General features: G+C 72.7%; 13 protein-coding genes. 10 read left to right on the top strand and 3 right to left on the bottom strand.

The annotated features are described in order from the left end of the window. Positions 1-9 precede the first annotated feature (9 nt). The 7 genes from ABZ396_RS22805 (at position 10) to sucD (ending at position 10,071) form a co-directional block, all read left to right on the top strand. Positions 10-1,221, top strand: a complete 1,212-nt coding sequence (locus ABZ396_RS22805; protein WP_358923050.1) for an AAA family ATPase — start codon at positions 10-12, stop codon at positions 1,219-1,221. Then, positions 1,218-3,845: a DUF5682 family protein gene (locus ABZ396_RS22800; protein ID WP_358923048.1), complete on the top strand. Its 2,628-nt coding sequence runs from the start codon at positions 1,218-1,220 to the stop codon at positions 3,843-3,845. The genes ABZ396_RS22805 and ABZ396_RS22800 overlap by 4 nt, the downstream gene beginning before the upstream one ends. After that, positions 3,842-5,026 carry a VWA domain-containing protein gene (locus tag ABZ396_RS22795; protein WP_358923046.1) on the top strand — a complete coding sequence of 395 codons (1,185 nt, stop codon included), beginning with the start codon at positions 3,842-3,844 and terminating at the stop codon, positions 5,024-5,026. Before ABZ396_RS22800 ends, ABZ396_RS22795 begins: the two co-directional genes overlap by 4 nt. Before the next feature lie 230 nt (positions 5,027-5,256). Continuing rightward, the gene (locus ABZ396_RS22790) at positions 5,257-6,057 is read left to right on the top strand and encodes a hypothetical protein (RefSeq protein WP_358923044.1); all 801 of its coding nucleotides are present in this window, start codon (positions 5,257-5,259) and stop codon (positions 6,055-6,057) included. A gap of 231 nt (positions 6,058-6,288) precedes the next feature. After that, a complete protein-coding gene (locus tag ABZ396_RS22785) occupies positions 6,289-7,563 on the top strand; it encodes a hypothetical protein (RefSeq protein ID WP_358923042.1) in 1,275 nt (424 codons plus the stop codon). A gap of 417 nt (positions 7,564-7,980) precedes the next feature. Continuing rightward, positions 7,981-9,159: an ADP-forming succinate--CoA ligase subunit beta gene (gene sucC, locus ABZ396_RS22780; protein WP_358923040.1), complete on the top strand. Its 1,179-nt coding sequence runs from the start codon at positions 7,981-7,983 to the stop codon at positions 9,157-9,159. A gap of 27 nt (positions 9,160-9,186) precedes the next feature. Further along, positions 9,187-10,071 (top strand): succinate--CoA ligase subunit alpha, encoded by an 885-nt coding sequence (gene sucD, locus ABZ396_RS22775; protein ID WP_358923038.1) that lies wholly within the window; start codon positions 9,187-9,189, stop codon positions 10,069-10,071. A gap of 134 nt (positions 10,072-10,205) precedes the next feature. On the opposite strand, the gene ABZ396_RS22770 is transcribed toward sucD, so the two are convergent. Then, the gene (locus ABZ396_RS22770) at positions 10,206-11,060 is read right to left on the bottom strand and encodes a sigma factor-like helix-turn-helix DNA-binding protein (protein WP_358923036.1); all 855 of its coding nucleotides are present in this window, start codon (positions 11,058-11,060) and stop codon (positions 10,206-10,208) included. Positions 11,061-11,147: 87 nt separating this feature from the next. Here ABZ396_RS22770 and ABZ396_RS22765 point away from each other — a divergent pair, with 87 nt between their 5' ends. After that, positions 11,148-12,767, top strand: coding sequence for a DUF6350 family protein (locus ABZ396_RS22765; RefSeq protein ID WP_359185620.1), 1,620 nt, complete (start codon positions 11,148-11,150; stop codon positions 12,765-12,767). 71 nt (positions 12,768-12,838) lie between these two features. On the opposite strand, the gene ABZ396_RS22760 is transcribed toward ABZ396_RS22765, so the two are convergent. Beyond that, positions 12,839-13,618, bottom strand: a complete 780-nt coding sequence (locus ABZ396_RS22760; protein ID WP_358923032.1) for a hypothetical protein — start codon at positions 13,616-13,618, stop codon at positions 12,839-12,841. Positions 13,619-13,944: 326 nt separating this feature from the next. On the opposite strand from ABZ396_RS22760, the gene purN reads away from it, so the two are divergent. Together purN and purH are read left to right on the top strand one after the other, a co-directional pair. Continuing rightward, entirely contained in the window at positions 13,945-14,574 is a 630-nt protein-coding gene (purN, locus tag ABZ396_RS22755) for a phosphoribosylglycinamide formyltransferase (protein WP_358923030.1), read from the top strand. Continuing rightward, the gene (gene purH, locus ABZ396_RS22750; protein ID WP_358923028.1) at positions 14,571-16,154 is read left to right on the top strand and encodes a bifunctional phosphoribosylaminoimidazolecarboxamide formyltransferase/IMP cyclohydrolase; all 1,584 of its coding nucleotides are present in this window, start codon (positions 14,571-14,573) and stop codon (positions 16,152-16,154) included. The genes purN and purH overlap by 4 nt, the downstream gene beginning before the upstream one ends. Before the next feature lie 122 nt (positions 16,155-16,276). Here the strand turns inward: purH and ABZ396_RS22745 are convergent, their stop codons facing one another. After that, a complete protein-coding gene (locus ABZ396_RS22745) occupies positions 16,277-16,876 on the bottom strand; it encodes an RDD family protein (protein ID WP_358923026.1) in 600 nt (199 codons plus the stop codon). Positions 16,877-16,945 lie beyond the last annotated feature (69 nt).

Here is a 16,945-nt window from a genome sequence, read left to right as displayed (position 1 = left end):
GCCTCAGCCATGACTGTGTCCGTGGAACCGACCGAACCGACGACCACCGCACCGAACCAGAACCATTCCGCGCCCGGGGACGGGGGCGGGGGCGCGACGGGGGACGGGGGCGGGGGCGCGTCCGGGGGCGCCGCCGCTGCCCCGGACGCCCTGCGACCGCACGCCGAGCACGCCTTCGCCGCCGAACTCGCCGTGCTGGCCGCGCAGGACGACCGTCCGCGCCCGGCCCGCTGGAAGCTGTCGCCCTGGGCAGTGGCCACCTATCTCCTCGGCGGCACCCTGCCGGACGGCACCGTGATCACACCGAAGTACGTCGGCCCGCGCCGTATCGTGGAGGTCGCCGTCACCACCCTCGCCACCGACCGCGCCCTGCTCCTGCTCGGCGTGCCCGGCACCGCCAAGACCTGGGTCTCCGAGCACCTGGCCGCCGCCGTCAGCGGTGACTCGACCCTGCTCGTGCAGGGCACGGCCGGCACCCCGGAGGAGGCGATCCGCTACGGCTGGAACTACGCACAGCTGCTGGCCAACGGCCCGAGCCGGGACGCTCTCGTGCCGAGCCCGGTGATGCGGGCCATGGCAGAGGGGATGACGGCGAGAGTCGAGGAGCTGACCCGGATCCCGGCCGATGTGCAGGACACGCTGATCACGATCCTGTCCGAGAAGACCCTGCCGATCCCGGAGCTGGGACAGGAGGTACAGGCGGTCCGCGGCTTCAACCTGATCGCCACCGCCAACGACCGCGACCGGGGAGTCAACGACCTCTCCAGCGCCCTGCGCCGCCGCTTCAACACCGTGGTGCTGCCGCTGCCGGAGAGCGCCGACGCCGAGGTCGACATCGTCTCGCGCCGCGTCGACCAACTCGGCCGCTCCCTGGACCTGCCGGCCGTGCCCGAGGGGATCGAGGAGATCCGCCGGGTCGTCACCGTCTTCCGTGAGCTGCGCGACGGCATCACCGCCGACGGCCGCACCAAGCTGAAGTCGCCGAGTGGCACGCTCTCCACGGCCGAGGCGATCTCCGTCGTCACGGGTGGCCTCGCCCTGGCCGCCCACTTCGGGGACGGCGTGCTGCGGGCCGGCGATGTCGCGGCCGGCATCCTCGGCGCCGTCGTTCGCGACCCGGCCGCCGACCGGGTCATCTGGCAGGAGTACCTGGAGACGGTTGTCCGCGAGCGGGACGGCTGGAAGGACTTCTACCGCGCCTGCCGGGAGGTGAGCGCATGAGCGACTCCGCACGGCAGCGGCCCGGGCCGCTGCTCCTGGGGGTACGGCACCACGGGCCCGGCTCCGCGCGGGCGGTACGGGCCGCCCTGGACGCCGCCCGGCCAAGGGTGGTGCTGATCGAGGGGCCGCCCGAGGCCGATGCGCTGATCCCGCTGGCCGCCGACCCAGAGATGCGGCCCCCGGTCGCCCTCCTCGCGCACGCCGTGGATGAGCCAGGCCGTTCGGCGTTCTGGCCTCTGGCCGACTTCAGCCCCGAGTGGGTGGCCATCCGCTGGGCCCTGGAGCACGAGGTCCCGGCCCGCTTCATCGACCTGCCGGCCACGCACACGCTGGCCTGGGGGAAGGCGGAGGAGGAAGCGGCCGCGCCCCCCGACACCGAGGCCGGGGAGGCCGGTGAATCCGACGCCGGGGCCGGTGAATCCGACGCCGAGCAGCGGATGCGCGTCGACCCTCTCGCCGCCCTCGCCGAGGCCGCCGGATACGACGACCCCGAGCGCTGGTGGGAGGACGTCGTCGAGCACCGGGGCGGGGCCGGGGAGCGGGAGCGGGACGTGCTCGCGCCGTTCACCGCGGTGGCGGAGGCGATGGAGGTGCTGCGGGAGACGTACGGGGTCGGTGGGCACGACCGGGACCCGGTGCGGGAGGCGTATATGCGGCTCCAACTACGTTCAACGCAACGGGAGTTCGGTGAGGATGTCGCGGTGGTGTGCGGGGCGTGGCATGTCCCGGCGCTGCGCACGAGGAGCACCGTCGCGGCCGACAAGGAGCTGTTGAAGGGGCTGCCCAAGGTCAAGGCGGACCTGACCTGGGTGCCCTGGACCAACCGCCGGCTGGCGCGGGCGAGCGGATACGGCGCGGGCATCGACTCGCCAGGCTGGTACGGGCACCTGTTCCGGGCCCCCGACCGGCCGGTGGAGCGGTGGCTCACCAAAGTGGCCGGGCTGCTGCGCGAGGAGGACCGGATCGTCTCCTCGGCCCATGTCATCGAGGCGGTACGGCTGGCCGAGACGCTCGCCGTGATGCGTGGCCGCCCGCTGCCGGGCCTCGGCGAGACGACCGATGCGGTGCGGGCGGTGCTCTGCGAGGGCTCGGACGTTCCGCTGGCGCTGGTGCATGACCGGCTGGTGGTCGGGGACGTGCTGGGGGAGGTGCCGGAGGCGGCGCCCGCGGTGCCGTTGCAGCGTGACCTGGCCCGGGAACAGCGCCGGCTCAGGCTCAAGCCGGAGGCGCTGGAGCGGGAGTTGGAGCTCGACCTGCGCAGGGAGACCGACACCGGGCGCAGCCGGCTGCTGCACCGGCTGCGGCTGCTCGGCGTCGGGTGGGGCGAGCCGGTGCAGTCGCGGGGGAGCACGGGCACGTTCCGGGAGACCTGGCGGCTGCGCTGGGAGCCGGAGCTGTCGGTGCGGGTCGCGGAGGCCGGGGTGTGGGGGACGACCGTCGAGGGTGCGGCGACGGCCAGGGCCGAGGCCGACGCGGTGCACGCGACCGCCCTCGCCGACGTCACCGCGCTCGCCGAGCACTGCCTGCTCGCCGGGTTGGCGGACGCGCTGCCGGTGGTGATGCGGGCGCTCGCCGACCGGGCCGCGCTGGACACGGACGTCGGCCATCTCGCCCAGGCCCTCCCTGCTCTGGTCCGTTCCCTGCGCTACGGCGATGTACGGGGTACCGACACCCGGGCGCTCGCCGAGGTGGCCGCGGGCCTCGCCGAGCGGGTCTTCGTCGGGCTCCCGCCGGCCTGCGCCGCCCTCGACGCGGACGCGGCGGAGGAGATGCGGGGCCATGTGGACGCGGTACACACGGCGGTGGGGCTGCTCGGTGAGACGGCGACGGCGTCGGGCGCGGGGACCGTGGCGGTGCCGGGCACGGAGATCCCGACAGCGACGGGCGCGGAAGCCGCGGCGGCGGCAGACGCGGAGGCCGGCTGCGGCTCTGGTCCAGATGCCGGTCCTCGCCCGGGTGCCGGTCCTCGCGGCAACCACAACCCCACCGCCGGTCCCAACCCCAACCCCAACCCCACCGCGAACCCCGATCTCGACCCCAACCGCCACCCCAATCCCAACTTCGGTCACCGTGACCTGCGTGGCCGCTGGCGGGCGGTGCTGGGCGTGCTCTCCGGGCGGGACACCGTGCCCGGGGTGTTGCGGGGGCGGGCCGTGCGGATTCTGCTGGACGAAGCGGAGCTGGGGGCGGAGGCGGCGGCCCGGCTGATGGGGCTGGTGCTCTCGCCGGGGACCCCGCCGGCGGATGCGGCGGCCTGGATCGAGGGGTTCGTCGGGGGAAGCGGCGGGGGCGGGATGCTGCTCGTGCACGACGAGCGGCTTCTCGGCCTGGTCGACGCCTGGCTGACCGGGGTGCCGGCGGAGGCGTTCACGGACGTACTGCCGCTGCTGCGGCGGACGTTCTCGGCGTACGAGCCGGGGGTGCGCAGAACGCTCGGCGAGCTGGTACGCCGCGGCCCGGGGGAGCGGCCCCAAGGGGCGGGGCAGGCCGGCGGGCTACCGGGTTTCGGCGCCGAACCGGACACCGAGCGCGCGGACGCCGTGCTGCCGGTGCTGCGGCTGCTGCTCGGCCTGGACGACACGGCGGCCGTTGACGACAACAACCTTGTGGGGGCCGGGAGATGACAGCGGATCTGACGGACGGCGGCACCGGTTTCGACGATGCGGCGCAGGAGCGGCTGCGGCGCTGGCGGCTGGTGCTCGGCGGCGAGGCCGCCGACGGGACCGGATGCCGGCTGTCGGGGCGGGACGCGGCGATGGACGGGACGCTGGCCGCGCTGTACGGGAAGGGGGACAGACCGCAGCCGGGGCGGGAGCGCTCTGCGGGTCTGGGGGCTTCGGCGCCGTCGGTGGCGCGCTGGCTCGGGGACATCCGGACGTACTTCCCGGCCTCCGTCGTCCAGGTCATGCAGCGCGACGCCATCGACCGGCTGGGGCTGGCCTCCCTGCTGCTCGAACCGGAGATGCTGGAGGCGGTCGAGGCCGATGTGCACCTGGTCGGCACGCTGCTCTCGCTCAACAAGGCGATGCCGGAGACGACGAAGGAGACGGCACGGGCGGTCGTACGCAAGGTCGTCGAGGACCTGGAGAAGCGGCTGGCCACCCGCACCCGGTCCACCCTCACCGGCGCCCTCGACCGCAGCGCCCGGATCAACCGGCCGCGCCACCACGACATCGACTGGAACCGCACGATCGCGGCCAACCTCAAGCACTACCTGCCCGAGTACCGGACGATCGTGCCGGAGCGGCTCATCGGGTACGGGCGGGCGTCACGGTCGGTGAAGAAGGAGGTGGTGCTGTGCATCGACCAGTCCGGGTCGATGGCCGCTTCGGTGGTGTACGCCTCGGTGTTCGGAGCAGTGCTGGCGTCCATGCGGTCCATCGACACCCGGCTCGTCGTCTTCGACACGGCGGTGGTCGACCTCACCGACCAGCTCGACGACCCGGTGGACGTCCTGTTCGGCACCCAGCTCGGCGGCGGTACGGACATCAACCGGGCGCTGGCGTACTGCCAGTCGCAGATCACCCGGCCGGCCGAGACCGTCGTCGTGCTCATCAGCGACCTCTACGAGGGCGGGATACGCAACGAGATGCTGAAGCGGGTCGCGGCGATGAAGGCGTCGGGGGTGCAGTTCGTGGCGCTGCTCGCGCTGTCGGACGAGGGGGCGCCGGCCTACGACCGGGAACACGCGGCCGCGCTCGCGGCGCTGGGAGCACCGGCGTTCGCGTGCACGCCCGATCTCTTCCCGGAGGTGATGGCGGCGGCGCTGGAGAAGCGGCCGATTCCGGTACCGCAGGCCGTGTGAGGCCTTGTCCGGAGGGTGACTTGTCGACTCGGTGATACCCGGCTCCCACTGTCAAAAGGGACATGGCCACCCATCCGTAACGCGAGGCTTGCGCAACCTCGGGAGCCCCGTGCAAGGATCAATGCCTCCGTCGGCCTCCGTGCCGTCGCGTTCCCTCTGCTCTGCTCTGTTCGCCGCCCGGGAGGGTCCTCCCCGCCTTGACCTCGCCAGCAGTTCCGTCCGGTGCCGCCGTGCGCATGTCGCGTGCGACGACGGGACGGTGTGCGCTGCAACTGGCTCTGCTGGTCGGCGGACTGCTCGCGCTCGGCTTCCTCTGCGGGGAGCAGGCGCAGGCGGCCGAGGGGACGCCGTCGCCGATGTCGGCGGTGAGACAGCAGGCGACGGCGACGCCGACGCGAAAGCCCGTCACCGAGGCCGCGCCCGCCGAGCGTCTGGTGCCGGCGGTGCACGGCGTCCACAAGGCCGTCGGGTCGGTGACCGACCCGACGGCCTCGACGGTGACCCGGTCGCTCGGTGCGGTCGCGCAGCAGGTGTCGGAGCTGCCGGCGAAGGTGCCTTCGCTGCCCACCGAGCCGGTGGTGCAGGTGCCGGAGCTGCCCATCGTCTCCGGGCTGCCGGGCAAGTTGCTCCCGGCGCCGGTGACATCGGCGCCCCACCCCGCGAAGCCACGGACGCCGGTCAGGCACGACGCCGGGCACGAGAAGTCCCGTACGAAGGCGGTGGCGAACGCCGTCGAGTCGTCCGGGCCGCAGCTCACCGTCGTAACTCCCGGCGCCGTGCAGGTGAAGCACGCCGGCGGCCATCGTGCCGCCCGTGCGGTCGACGCCCCGACCCACCCCGCGCCCACCGGGGACCCGGACGGCGCGCTGGGCAAGGCGGCGGTCGACGACGCCGCCTGCCGGCACGGTGACGCGCACGCCGTGACGTTCGCCGACCGGGCGCCGTTGCGGCTGGTGACCGGCGCCTTCACAGATGCCGACGCGGCCGGCATCCGGGACCGGTACCGGGGCATCCCGCTCTTCCCCGGCTAGGACCGACGGCCCCTTGACCTGCCGCGCGGGGGGCGGAACAGGTCTGCCCGTCCGTCCGGACCCCTTGAGGAATCCCCCTTCGGATCCCTCCTTCGGATCCCCTCCCTCGGATCCCTACGAACCTCCCGGACGGTCTTGTCCCCGGCCGTGCTTCCGGTCGCACCGGAAGCCCTCCCGGCTCCGCGTTCGCGAGGCGAACGCATCGGAGCCCTGAAGGATCGTGACGCACGTATGAACAAGAACATCCGCCGCTCCATCGTCATAGCCGCCGGCGTGACCGGCGCGTGGGCGCTCGGATCGGCCGCGGCCAGCGCCGACGAACTGCCCGCCACGTCCGTCTCCACCCCGGACGCCACCACCGGATCCCTCACGGGCACCCTCACCGACACGGTCGGCGGGGTTGTGTCCGACGTCACCGGCACCGTCACCTCGACGGTCGCGGACACGACAGCGAAGGCGACGAGCACCGTGCACAACACCCAGCAGTCGGCGTCGGCCGAGTCCCCGACCACTGCCACCCACCAGGTTCGCCGCACGGTCGGCGCCAAGGTCAGGGGCGCCGAGGCCATCAAGGGCGCCCGGGCGGCCCGTGCGGCGCAGGCCCAGGCGAAGGCGAACGTCGAGACCGAGGCACGCGCCCAGGTCGAGGCCCACACGGAGGACACCGCGCACGCCGTGCACACCGTCCACCACGCGGTCGCCGAGGTCACCGCGACCGTCACGGACACCGTCACCCCGGCCGTTCCCCGCGGCGACGTCGACTACCTCTTCGGCCCCCTCGCCTCCTTCGCCCCGGAGGTCGAGCAGGCGCTCGCCGCCGCCCAGACCAAGCTGCAGGCGACCCAGGCGGCCGCCCGCGCGCAGGTGCGGGGCGTCGACGGGGTCATCCGCACGAAGGCGCAGCACACGGTGGCCGGAGCGAGCCGTACCGCCGCCGGGGTGCTGCCGGCCGCCGGGATGGTGGCCGCGGACGTGCACGGCACCGCCACAGGAGCGGTGGGCGGCGTCCAGGGCGTCGCCACCGGCGCCGTAGGCCAGGTCTCCCCGACTGTTGCGGACGTGCCGCCGTACGCGGCCGGGCTGGCCGGAGAGGTCGCGCAGGACGCCGTGGACGCCGTGCTGCCGCCCATCGCCGCGACCGTCGTGCGCGGGGCCGTGCCGGTCGCCGGGCAGGCCGCGGTGGACGCGGGGGCGCTGGCGTACGGCGTGGTGGGCGACGTCCGGCCCGTGGTGGGCACCGTGCCGCCGCTCGCGTACGGGGTGACCGGACAGGCGGCCGCCTGTGCGGAGGGGCTGGCCGGCCCGGTCGTCGGGGGCGCCGAGGCGCTCGGGTACGGCGTGGTCGGCGACGCGCGGCCGGTCGTGGCGGCCGTCGGGCCGGTCGCGGAGGACGTGACCGGCACTCCGCTGGCCGCGCACGCGGTCGCCGGAGTGCGGCAGGCCGCCGAGTCGGTCACCCCGGGGTACGTCCACGGCCCGCAGGCCGCCAGGACCTACTGCGTCTGACTCCGGGGGGTGCCCGGCCGGACGGCCGAATTCCGTCGCTCCGTCCGGCCGGGGCCCCTCGGTTCGGGCCGGCCGGTCTCCATTGGGGCGGGGACCGGCCGCCCACCCCCCTGAAAAGGGGCCTGAGGCCTCACCGGGCCAACCCCAGCCCGGTGAGGCCTCGCAGACCGTCCGCAAGGCGGCACGCCGTGCCATGAGAACCCCCGATACCCGGCATCATGTGACAGGTATCACCGCTCAGGTGTGACCCCTGATTTAGAGACCCCCCGCGAGCGGCGATAATCTGCGAGACGGACATGCCGCGCGCTCGGACACCGTGTGCGCCCCCCTTGTGACACATTGCGGACGTCACGTTGCCCTTCGCGGCACGCCCACGCATCCAACGAACCGCGAGATCACTGATAGGGACGGAAGCGCGTGGACCTGTTCGAGTACCAGGCGAGGGACCTCTTCGCCAAGCACGATGTACCGGTGCTGGCCGGTGAAGTCATCGACACGCCTGAGGCGGCGCGCGAGATCACTGAGCGTCTGGGCGGCAAGTCCGTCGTCAAGGCGCAGGTGAAGGTCGGTGGTCGCGGTAAGGCCGGTGGCGTCAAGCTGGCCGCCTCCGCGGACGAGGCCGTCGCCCGTGCGACGGACATTCTCGGCATGGACATCAAGGGCCACACGGTCCACAAGGTCATGATCGCCGAGACCGCCCCGGAGATCGTCGAGGAGTACTACGTCTCCTTCCTCCTCGACCGTGCCAACCGCACCTTCCTCTCCATCGCCTCCGTCGAGGGCGGCATGGAGATCGAGGAGGTGGCGGCCACCCGTCCGGAGGCCGTCGCCCAGACCCCGATCAACGCGATCGACGGTGTGGACCTGGCCAAGGCCAAGGAGATCGTCGCCGCGGCGAAGTTCCCGGCCGACGTCGCCGACAAGGTCGCCGACATCCTGGTCAAGCTGTGGGACACCTTCCTCAAGTCGGACGCCCTCCTGGTCGAGGTCAACCCGCTCGCGAAGGTCGTCTCCGGTGACGTCCTCGCCCTCGACGGCAAGGTGTCGCTGGACGACAACGCCGAGTTCCGTCACGACTGGGACGAGCTGCACGACAAGGCCGCGGCCAACCCGCTCGAGGCCGCCGCCAAGGAGAAGAACCTCAACTACGTCAAGCTCGACGGTGAGGTCGGCATCATCGGCAACGGCGCCGGTCTCGTCATGAGCACCCTGGACGTCGTCGCGTACGCCGGTGAGAAGCACGGTGGTGTCAAGCCCGCCAACTTCCTCGACATCGGTGGTGGCGCCTCCGCCCAGGTCATGGCCAACGGCCTGGAGATCATCCTGGGCGACCCGGACGTCCGTTCCGTGTTCGTGAACGTCTTCGGTGGCATCACCGCCTGCGACGAGGTCGCCAACGGCATCGTGCAGGCCCTGAAGCTCCTGGAGGACCGCGGCGAGAACGTCTCCAAGCCGCTCGTCGTCCGCCTCGACGGCAACAACGCCGAACTGGGTCGCAAGATCCTCACCGACGCCAACCACCCGCTGGTGCAGCGCGTCGACACCATGGACGGCGCGGCCGACAAGGCCGCCGAGCTGGCCCACGCCGCCAAGTAAGCACTCAGGACGAGGACAGAACACACCATGGCTATCTGGCTCAACAAGGACAGCAAGGTCATCGTCCAGGGCATGACCGGCGCCACGGGCATGAAGCACACCAAGCTCATGCTCGGCGACGGCACCAACGTCGTGGGCGGCGTCAACCCGCGCAAGGCCGGTCAGAAGGTCGACTTCGACGGCACCGAGGTACCGGTCTTCGGCACCGTCAAGGAGGCCATCGAGGCCACCGGCGCCAACGTCTCCGTCATCTTCGTGCCGGAGAAGTTCACCAAGGCCGCGGTCGACGAGGCCATCGACGCCGAGATCCCGCTGGCCGTCGTGATCACCGAGGGCATCGCCGTGCACGACTCGGCCGCCTTCTGGGCGTACGCCGGCAAGAAGGGCGACAAGACCCGCATCATCGGCCCGAACTGCCCCGGCATCATCACCCCGGGCCAGTCGAACGTCGGCATCATCCCGGGCGACATCACCAAGCCGGGCCGGATCGGCCTGGTCTCGAAGTCCGGCACGCTGACGTACCAGATGATGTACGAGCTGCGCGACATCGGCTTCTCGACCGCCGTCGGCATCGGTGGCGACCCGATCATCGGCACCACGCACATCGACGCGCTCGCCGCGTTCCAGGACGACCCCGACACCGACCTGATCGTGATGATCGGTGAGATCGGTGGCGACGCCGAGGAGCGTGCGGCCGCGTTCATCAAGGAGAACGTGACCAAGCCGGTCGTCGGTTACGTCGCGGGCTTCACCGCGCCGGAGGGCAAGACCATGGGGCACGCCGGCGCCATCGTCTCCGGTTCGTCGGGCACCGCCCAGGCGAAGAAGGAGGCCCTGGAGGCCGCGGGCGTCAAGGTCGGCAAGACGCCGACGGAGACGGCGAAGCTGGCGCGCGAGATCCTGGCCGGCTGAACAACCGCGTGACATACGCCGGTAGGCCCGTTCCCCCGGGTGGGGGCGGGCCTACCGGCGTACTGCGAGCTCCGTAAGGGGCGCGGGACCCGCAAGACGACCAGCCCCCACCGGCCCGCGGCTGGTGAACCGGCTCACCGTGCCAGCGGTACCAGCCTCTCCGGCCCGTTCCCGGTCGGCTCCCCCCGCAGCTTCGCGTGCAGTGCGCGCTCACCCGCCGACAACGGCCCCAGCCCCACGTCAGCCGGTACCCCGCTGATCGCCTGCGCGGGCCCGACCGGCGCCTCGTAGTGCGTCGGCGCCGTCCGTAGCGTGAGCGTGGTCGCCGAGATGATCGTCGCCGTGAAGGCGAGGGCGGACCGGGTCCAAAAACGTGTCCGGCGTTCGGCATAGGTCCGCACAGCGGTCGGCCGCTCCGCCCGAAGGCGCTCCGTCGACGCCAGTTCGGCCAGCCGGCGGTTCAGCGCGGCGGGGTCCGCCAGCTCGGGAACCTGTTCGGCGACCGCCTGCCGCGCACGGGTCAGACGCCGTGCCGCCGCCGGTGTGCTCGCCTCCGTCTCCGCCGCCGTCTCCGGCAGGTCGAGGCCCACACCGTCGTACAGGAGGAGCGTGCGGCGGTACGACGGCGGGAGTTCGAGGAGCGCGTCCAGCAGGGCGCGGTCGGCCGCGCCGGCCGGCGCGGCCTCGGGCTGGCGGTAGCGCAGGCGGAACCGGTGCCAGGGGGAGAGCGCGCACTCGTGCGCCGCCGCCCGAACCCAGCCGGCCGGGTCCCGGTCGCGGGCCACCTGCGGCCAGTTCTGCCAGGCGAGTTGGAAGGCCCGCTCGACGGCTTCCCGCGCCAGCTCCCGGCGCCCGGTCAGCAGATAGGTCTGCCGTACCAGGGCCGGGGCGCAGAACGCGTACAGCGCGTCGAAGGCCTGAGTGGGCGTCAGGGCAGTGGACGGTACGGCCTCGTCGGCGTGGACAGGGCTCTGCGTCACCGGGCGCACCTTCCCTCGAAAAAACACATAAACATATATTGGGCGACACTTCGGTAGTTCGCCTGTTACGGCGGGAAAGCGCGTGTCGTTGGGAGCATGGCCGTCGTGATTCGGATGCCCGCCTACCGACCGCCGTCGGCCCGCCCGTCGCGCCCGTCGCTTCTGTCGCTCCTGCTCACCCGGTTGCGCGACCGTTCCCCAGGGCTGGCCGCGAGCCTCCTCGGCGGCGCGATCGCGGCCGGGCTCGGACTCGGCTTCTTCTCCGTGCTGGTGATGGCGCTGTGGGTCAGTTCGCCGTACCCCGACAGCGGACCGGGCGGCGCGCTGCATCTCGTGGCGGCGCTGTGGCTCCTCGCCCACGGGGTCGAACTGGTCCGCAGCGACACCCTGTCCGGGGCACCGGCCCCGGTCGGCGTGACGCCGTTGCTGCTGCTCCTGCTGCCGGCGCTGCTGCTGTACCGGGGGGCCAAGGACGCGGTGGACGCGCCCGACGGCGACGACGCCGACGCACCGCCGCCGGTCCGGGCCCGCACGGCGTGGACCGGAGTCGTGGCCGGCTACCTCGGCGTCGGCGGCTGCGCCGCGCTGTACGCGTCCGGCGGTGAACTGCGGCCCGCGTGGGGGTGGGTGGCGGTGTGTCTGCCACTGCTCGCGACGGCCGCGGCGGGCGCCGGGGTGTGGACGGCGTACGGCCGTCCGCGCGAGCCGCTGCTGCGTCTGGCGGTGGTGCTGCCGGGGCCGGTACGGCAGCTGCTCACCGGCCGGGACACCCGGGTGCGGTGGGGTACGGCCTTCCGTGCGTCCCTCGCCGGGGTGGCCGTGTTCTTCGGGGGCGGCACGCTGCTGCTCGCGGTGTCGCTGGTGGCGCACGGTGACACGGCCTGGGCGTCGTTCCTGCAGCTGACGGAGGGGTGGACGGGCCGGTTCGCGGTCCTGCTGCTCTGTGTCTCGCTGATCCCGAACGCGGCGGTGTGGTCGGCGTCGTACGCCGTCGGCCCCGGCTTCGCGCTCGGCGCCGGTCATGTCGTGAACCCCCTGGCCGCCGACCCGGCTCCGCTCCTGCCGCCCTTTCCGCTGCTCGCGGCCGTACCGGCGGACGGCCCCGGAATGCCGGTGAACTGGCTGGCCGGGGCGGTGCCGGTGGCGGCCGGATTGACGATGGCGTGGTTCGTGGTGGGCAGGGCGGCCGGGCGGCGCTGGTCGGCCGGCCGCACGGCCGGGGTGATGACGCTGGCGGCACTGCTGTGCGCGCTACTGCTCGCGGCCCTGGCCGGACTGGCGGGCGGCCCCCTGGGTGTCGCCGCGCTCAGCCGCTTCGGCCCGCTCTGGTGGCAGACGGGCGCGGCGACCGGCGCCTGGCTCCTCGCGGCGGGCGTACCGGCGGCCCTGCTGCTGCGGTTCTGGCGGGGACTGAGCCTGGCCTCGTTCGCGGCGTGGCTGGGATTCGGGAAGCAGAAGCCGGGGGAGGAGCAGTCCGCGGAGAAACCGAAGAGCGATGCCACGTCGGCCCCGGCCCCAACCGCGGTGGCCGCGCTGCTTTCCGATCAAGGGGACGGCGACACGTTCGAGCTCTACGAGGCGCTGTCCCTCGAGCCGTACGAGGTGCTGCCGTCCGCCCCGCCGCCCGGCGCCTGGGAGGACGAGGCGGCGCGCAAGGCCCGGTGGGCCGCGCTGCGGGAGGCGTCCGAGCCGTCGGACAGGCCCGACGGATCCTGACCGCCCGTCAGCGGGCCTGGACTGCTCCTGGTCGTCCGTCAGCGGGGGCCGGACCGCTTCCGGTCGTCCCGTCAGTTGTTCGTGGTGCCCAGGAAGGTGCGCAGCTCCTGCGGCAGCAGGTGGTCGCAGGACTGCTTGGCCTCGCTGGTGAGGGCGTCCGTGACGCAGGTGTAGTAGTCGCGGTAGACCATCTGGGCCGTGAAGCCCGCCGCCACCAGTGCCAGGGCCAGCGACGCGGTGACCAGGCCGCTGATCGCCGCCGTCATCTGCGGACGGCCGGTGGTGGCCTCGTCGGGATCGCGCGGCTTGGCGCGGAGCGCGCTGATGCCCCAGTAGATGCCCAGGGCGCCCAGCAGCAGTGCCACGTACGGCCAGCCGAAGAGGGCGAAGAGGAAGGCCCACATGCCGGACAGCAGGGCGTACCGCGCCCGGCGCTGGGCCGGGTCCGTGGGGTCCCAGCGCATGCCCGGGCCCGGGCCCGGTCCGCCCTGGCCGCCGCCGCCCCGGCCCTCATCGGGACGCTCGCCGGGACGCTCGCCGAAGCCGCCGGACTGCCGGCCGGGCTGGCGGTCGCTCCACTGGCTGCCCCAGGGCGATTCCTGGTCGCCGTCGCCGTCGCCGTCGCCGTCGCCGTCACCGTCTCCGGCCGGGCGGCGTGGCTGCCACGGCTTGTCCGGCGTGCCCTCCGGCGGCGGGGCGAAGGGGTTGTTGTCCTGCTGGTCGCCCTTCGGCCGGTCCGAGGGCGCCTCCGGCGGCGAGGCCGGCCGCTCCCGCAACAGCACGGCGGAACGCGGCCCTCCCTGTACCGACTGCGGGGGGAGCATGCGAAGTCCCAGGCTGCGGTCCGGCATCAAGTGAGCGTCTTCCCCTAGATCAAGATGAACAGAGCTGATGGATACGGGTGATCGGTACAGCAGACGGAACAGCAGACGAAACGGCTGGTTACCTCGTCAACGCGTCGTATCCCGGACGCGTTCCCGCCTCGGTACCTCCCAGACGCTACCTTCCGGCCACGCCCCCGTCCCGTGGGGGCCGCCCGGTGTGCCGGTATCGTTGCTGACGGTCGGCCGCTTCGTAGACTTCCCCGTATCCCGGGGCGCGATGCACTCGTACGAATGTACAAAGCGGGTGCGAGTCCGGCCGCCGTACCGACGCTCCCCCGAGAAAGGGCCCCACCGTGGCCGCCAAGCCCGTGGCCAAGCGCCTTGTGGTGCTGGTCTCCGGATCCGGCACCAACCTCCAGGCGCTCCTCGACGCGATCGCCGAGAACGGCGTCGAGGCCTACGGCGCCGAGGTCGTCGCCGTCGGTGCCGACCGGGACGGCATCGAGGGGCTCGCGCGTGCCGAGCGCGCCGGGATCCCGACCTTCGTGACCAGGGTGAAGGACTTCGGGACCCGTCAGGAGTGGGACCGGGCGCTGGCCGAGGCCGTGGCCGCCCACGAGCCCGACCTGGTCGTCTCCGCCGGGTTCATGAAGATCGTCGGCAAGGAGTTCCTGGCGCGGTTCGGCGGGCGGACCGTGAACACGCACCCTGCCCTGCTGCCCAGTTTCCCCGGGGCCCACGGCGTACGGGACGCGCTCGCGTACGGCGCCAAGGTCACCGGCTGCACCGTCCACTTCGTCGACGACGGCGTCGACACCGGGCCGATCATCGCTCAGGGCGTGGTGGAGGTCCGGGACGAGGACGACGAGAGCGCTCTGCACGAGCGCATCAAGGAAGTCGAGCGAAGTCTGCTCGTCGAGGTCGTGGGGCGGATCGCCCGCAACGGCCATCGCATTGAGGGACGAAAGGTAGTTATCCAGTGACCGCCGAGAGCAACAAGCGGCCCATCCGACGGGCGCTCGTCAGCGTCTACGACAAGACGGGCCTCGAAGACCTCGCGCGCGGGCTGCACGAGGCGGGCGTCGAACTCGTCTCCACCGGCTCCACCGCCTCCCGTATCGCCGCCACCGGCGTCCCCGTGACCAAGGTCGAGGAGCTCACCGGCTTCCCGGAGTGCCTGGACGGCCGGGTCAAGACCCTGCACCCCAAGGTCCACGCCGGCATCCTCGCCGACCTGCGACTGGAGAGCCACCGGCAGCAGCTGGAAGAGCTCGGTGTCGAGCCGTTCGACCTCGTCGTCGTCAACCTCTACCCGTTCCGTGAGACCGTCGCCTCGGGTGCCTCGCCCGACGAGTGCGTCGAGCAGATCGACATCGGCGGCCCGTCGATGGTGCGCGCGGCCGCCAAGAACCACCCCTCGGTCGCCGTGGTCACCAGCCCCGCGCGGTATGCCGACGTCCTCGCCGCCGTCGCCGGGAGCGGCTTCGACCTCGCCACCCGCAAGCGGCTCGCCGCCGAGGCGTTCCGGCACACGGCCGAGTACGACATCGCGGTCGCGGGCTGGTTCGCGAGCTCCTACGCGCCCGTCGACGACTCGGGCTTCCCCGACTTCATCGGCGCCACCCTGGAGCGCAAGAGCACCCTGCGCTACGGCGAGAACCCGCACCAGCCCGCCGCGCTCTACGTCGACACCGCACCTGCCGACGGGTCGGGGAACGTCGGCCTCGCCGTCGCCGAGCAGCTGCACGGCAAGGAGATGTCGTACAACAACTACACGGACACCGACGCCGCGCGCCGGGCCGCGTACGACCACGACGAGCCGTGCGTCGCGATCATCAAGCACGCCAACCCCTGTGGCATCGCGATCGGTTCGGACGTCGCCGAGGCACACCGCAAGGCGCACGCCTGCGACCCGCTGTCCGCGTTCGGCGGGGTCATCGCCGTGAACCGGCCGGTGAGCAAGGAGATGGCCGAGCAGGTCGCGGAGATCTTCACCGAGGTCATCGTCGCCCCGGACTACGAGGAGGGGGCCCTGGAGGCTCTCGCCAAGAAGAAGAACATCCGGGTGCTCAGGGCCGCGGGCGCGCCCGCCCACCCCGCCGAGGTCAAGCCCATCGACGGCGGCGCCCTCCTCCAGGTCACCGACCGTCTCCAGGCCGAGGGCGACGACCCGGCCAACTGGACCCTCGCGACCGGCGAGCCGCTCAGCCCCGAGGAGCTGAGGGAACTCGCCTTCGCCTGGAAGGCCTGCCGGGCCGTGAAGTCCAACGCCATCCTGCTGGCCAAGGACAGCGCCTCGGTCGGCGTCGGCATGGGCCAGGTCAACCGCGTGGACTCCGCGAAGCTCGCCGTCGAGCGGGCGGGGGAGGAGCGAGCCCGCGGCTCGTACGCCGCCTCCGACGCCTTCTTCCCCTTCCCCGACGGCCTGGAGATCCTCACCGCGGCCGGCGTGAGGGCCGTGGCGCAGCCCGGCGGTTCGGTCCGTGACGAACTCGTCGTCGAGGCCGCGAAGAAGGCGGGCGTGACGATGTACTTCACCGGGACGCGGCACTTCTTCCACTAGCGGCACCAGCTTCCCCTGGTGGCGCTTTCTTCCACCGAGGGTCCCGTTCAGACACCAGGGCCGTGTCCCCCCGCTCGGGGGGGACACGGCCCTGGTGTCTGCGGGACCGGTTGCCCGGTCGCTCAGTTGCTGCGGATCACGATCGTGCCGCACACCTTGTCGGCGAACGTCTGACGCTTGGCGTCCCACGCCGGCCACAGCCACCCCAGGTAGCAGGCGAGGCTGTCCAGGAAGTGGGCGATACGGCGCACGAAGGCCATGCCGACGCCGATCGGCTGGCCGGTGGCCTCCTTCACCAGGCGGATGCCCAGCGCCTTCTTGCCGACGGTCTGGCCGGTGCGGCCCTCCATGATCAGCTGCCAGATCGCGAGGCCGAGGAGCGCGAGACCGCCGATGGCCGACAGCGCCGGGGTGTCCTTGCCGACGATCACCAGGATGTACGGAACCAGGTAGACCAGGCCGTCGACGAGCGTGCCGAGGAAGCGCTGACCCCAGTTCGCGTACGGCGGCGTCGCGCCGTAACCCTGCTGCGGGTAGCCGTAGCCACCCTGCTGCGGGTAGCCGGGCTGCTGCTGGGGGTAGCCGTACCCCTGCTGCGGCGGCACGCCCTGCGGGGCCTGCTGGTATCCGGGCTGACCCTGCTGCGGGTAGCCGTAGCCGGGCTGACCCTGCTGCGGGTCCTGCGGCTGACCGTAGGGGTTGTTGGGCGCGCCGAAACTCATGGCCGTTTTCCTCCGTTGAATCTGCGGGGACGACGCGGACAGGGACGGAGGTACGTCATGATCTGAGCG

The organism is Streptomyces sp. NPDC005866 (assembly GCF_040629895.1).
Classification (GTDB): domain Bacteria; phylum Actinomycetota; class Actinomycetes; order Streptomycetales; family Streptomycetaceae; genus Streptomyces.
This window is presented reverse-complemented; position numbering and strand designations above follow the sequence as displayed.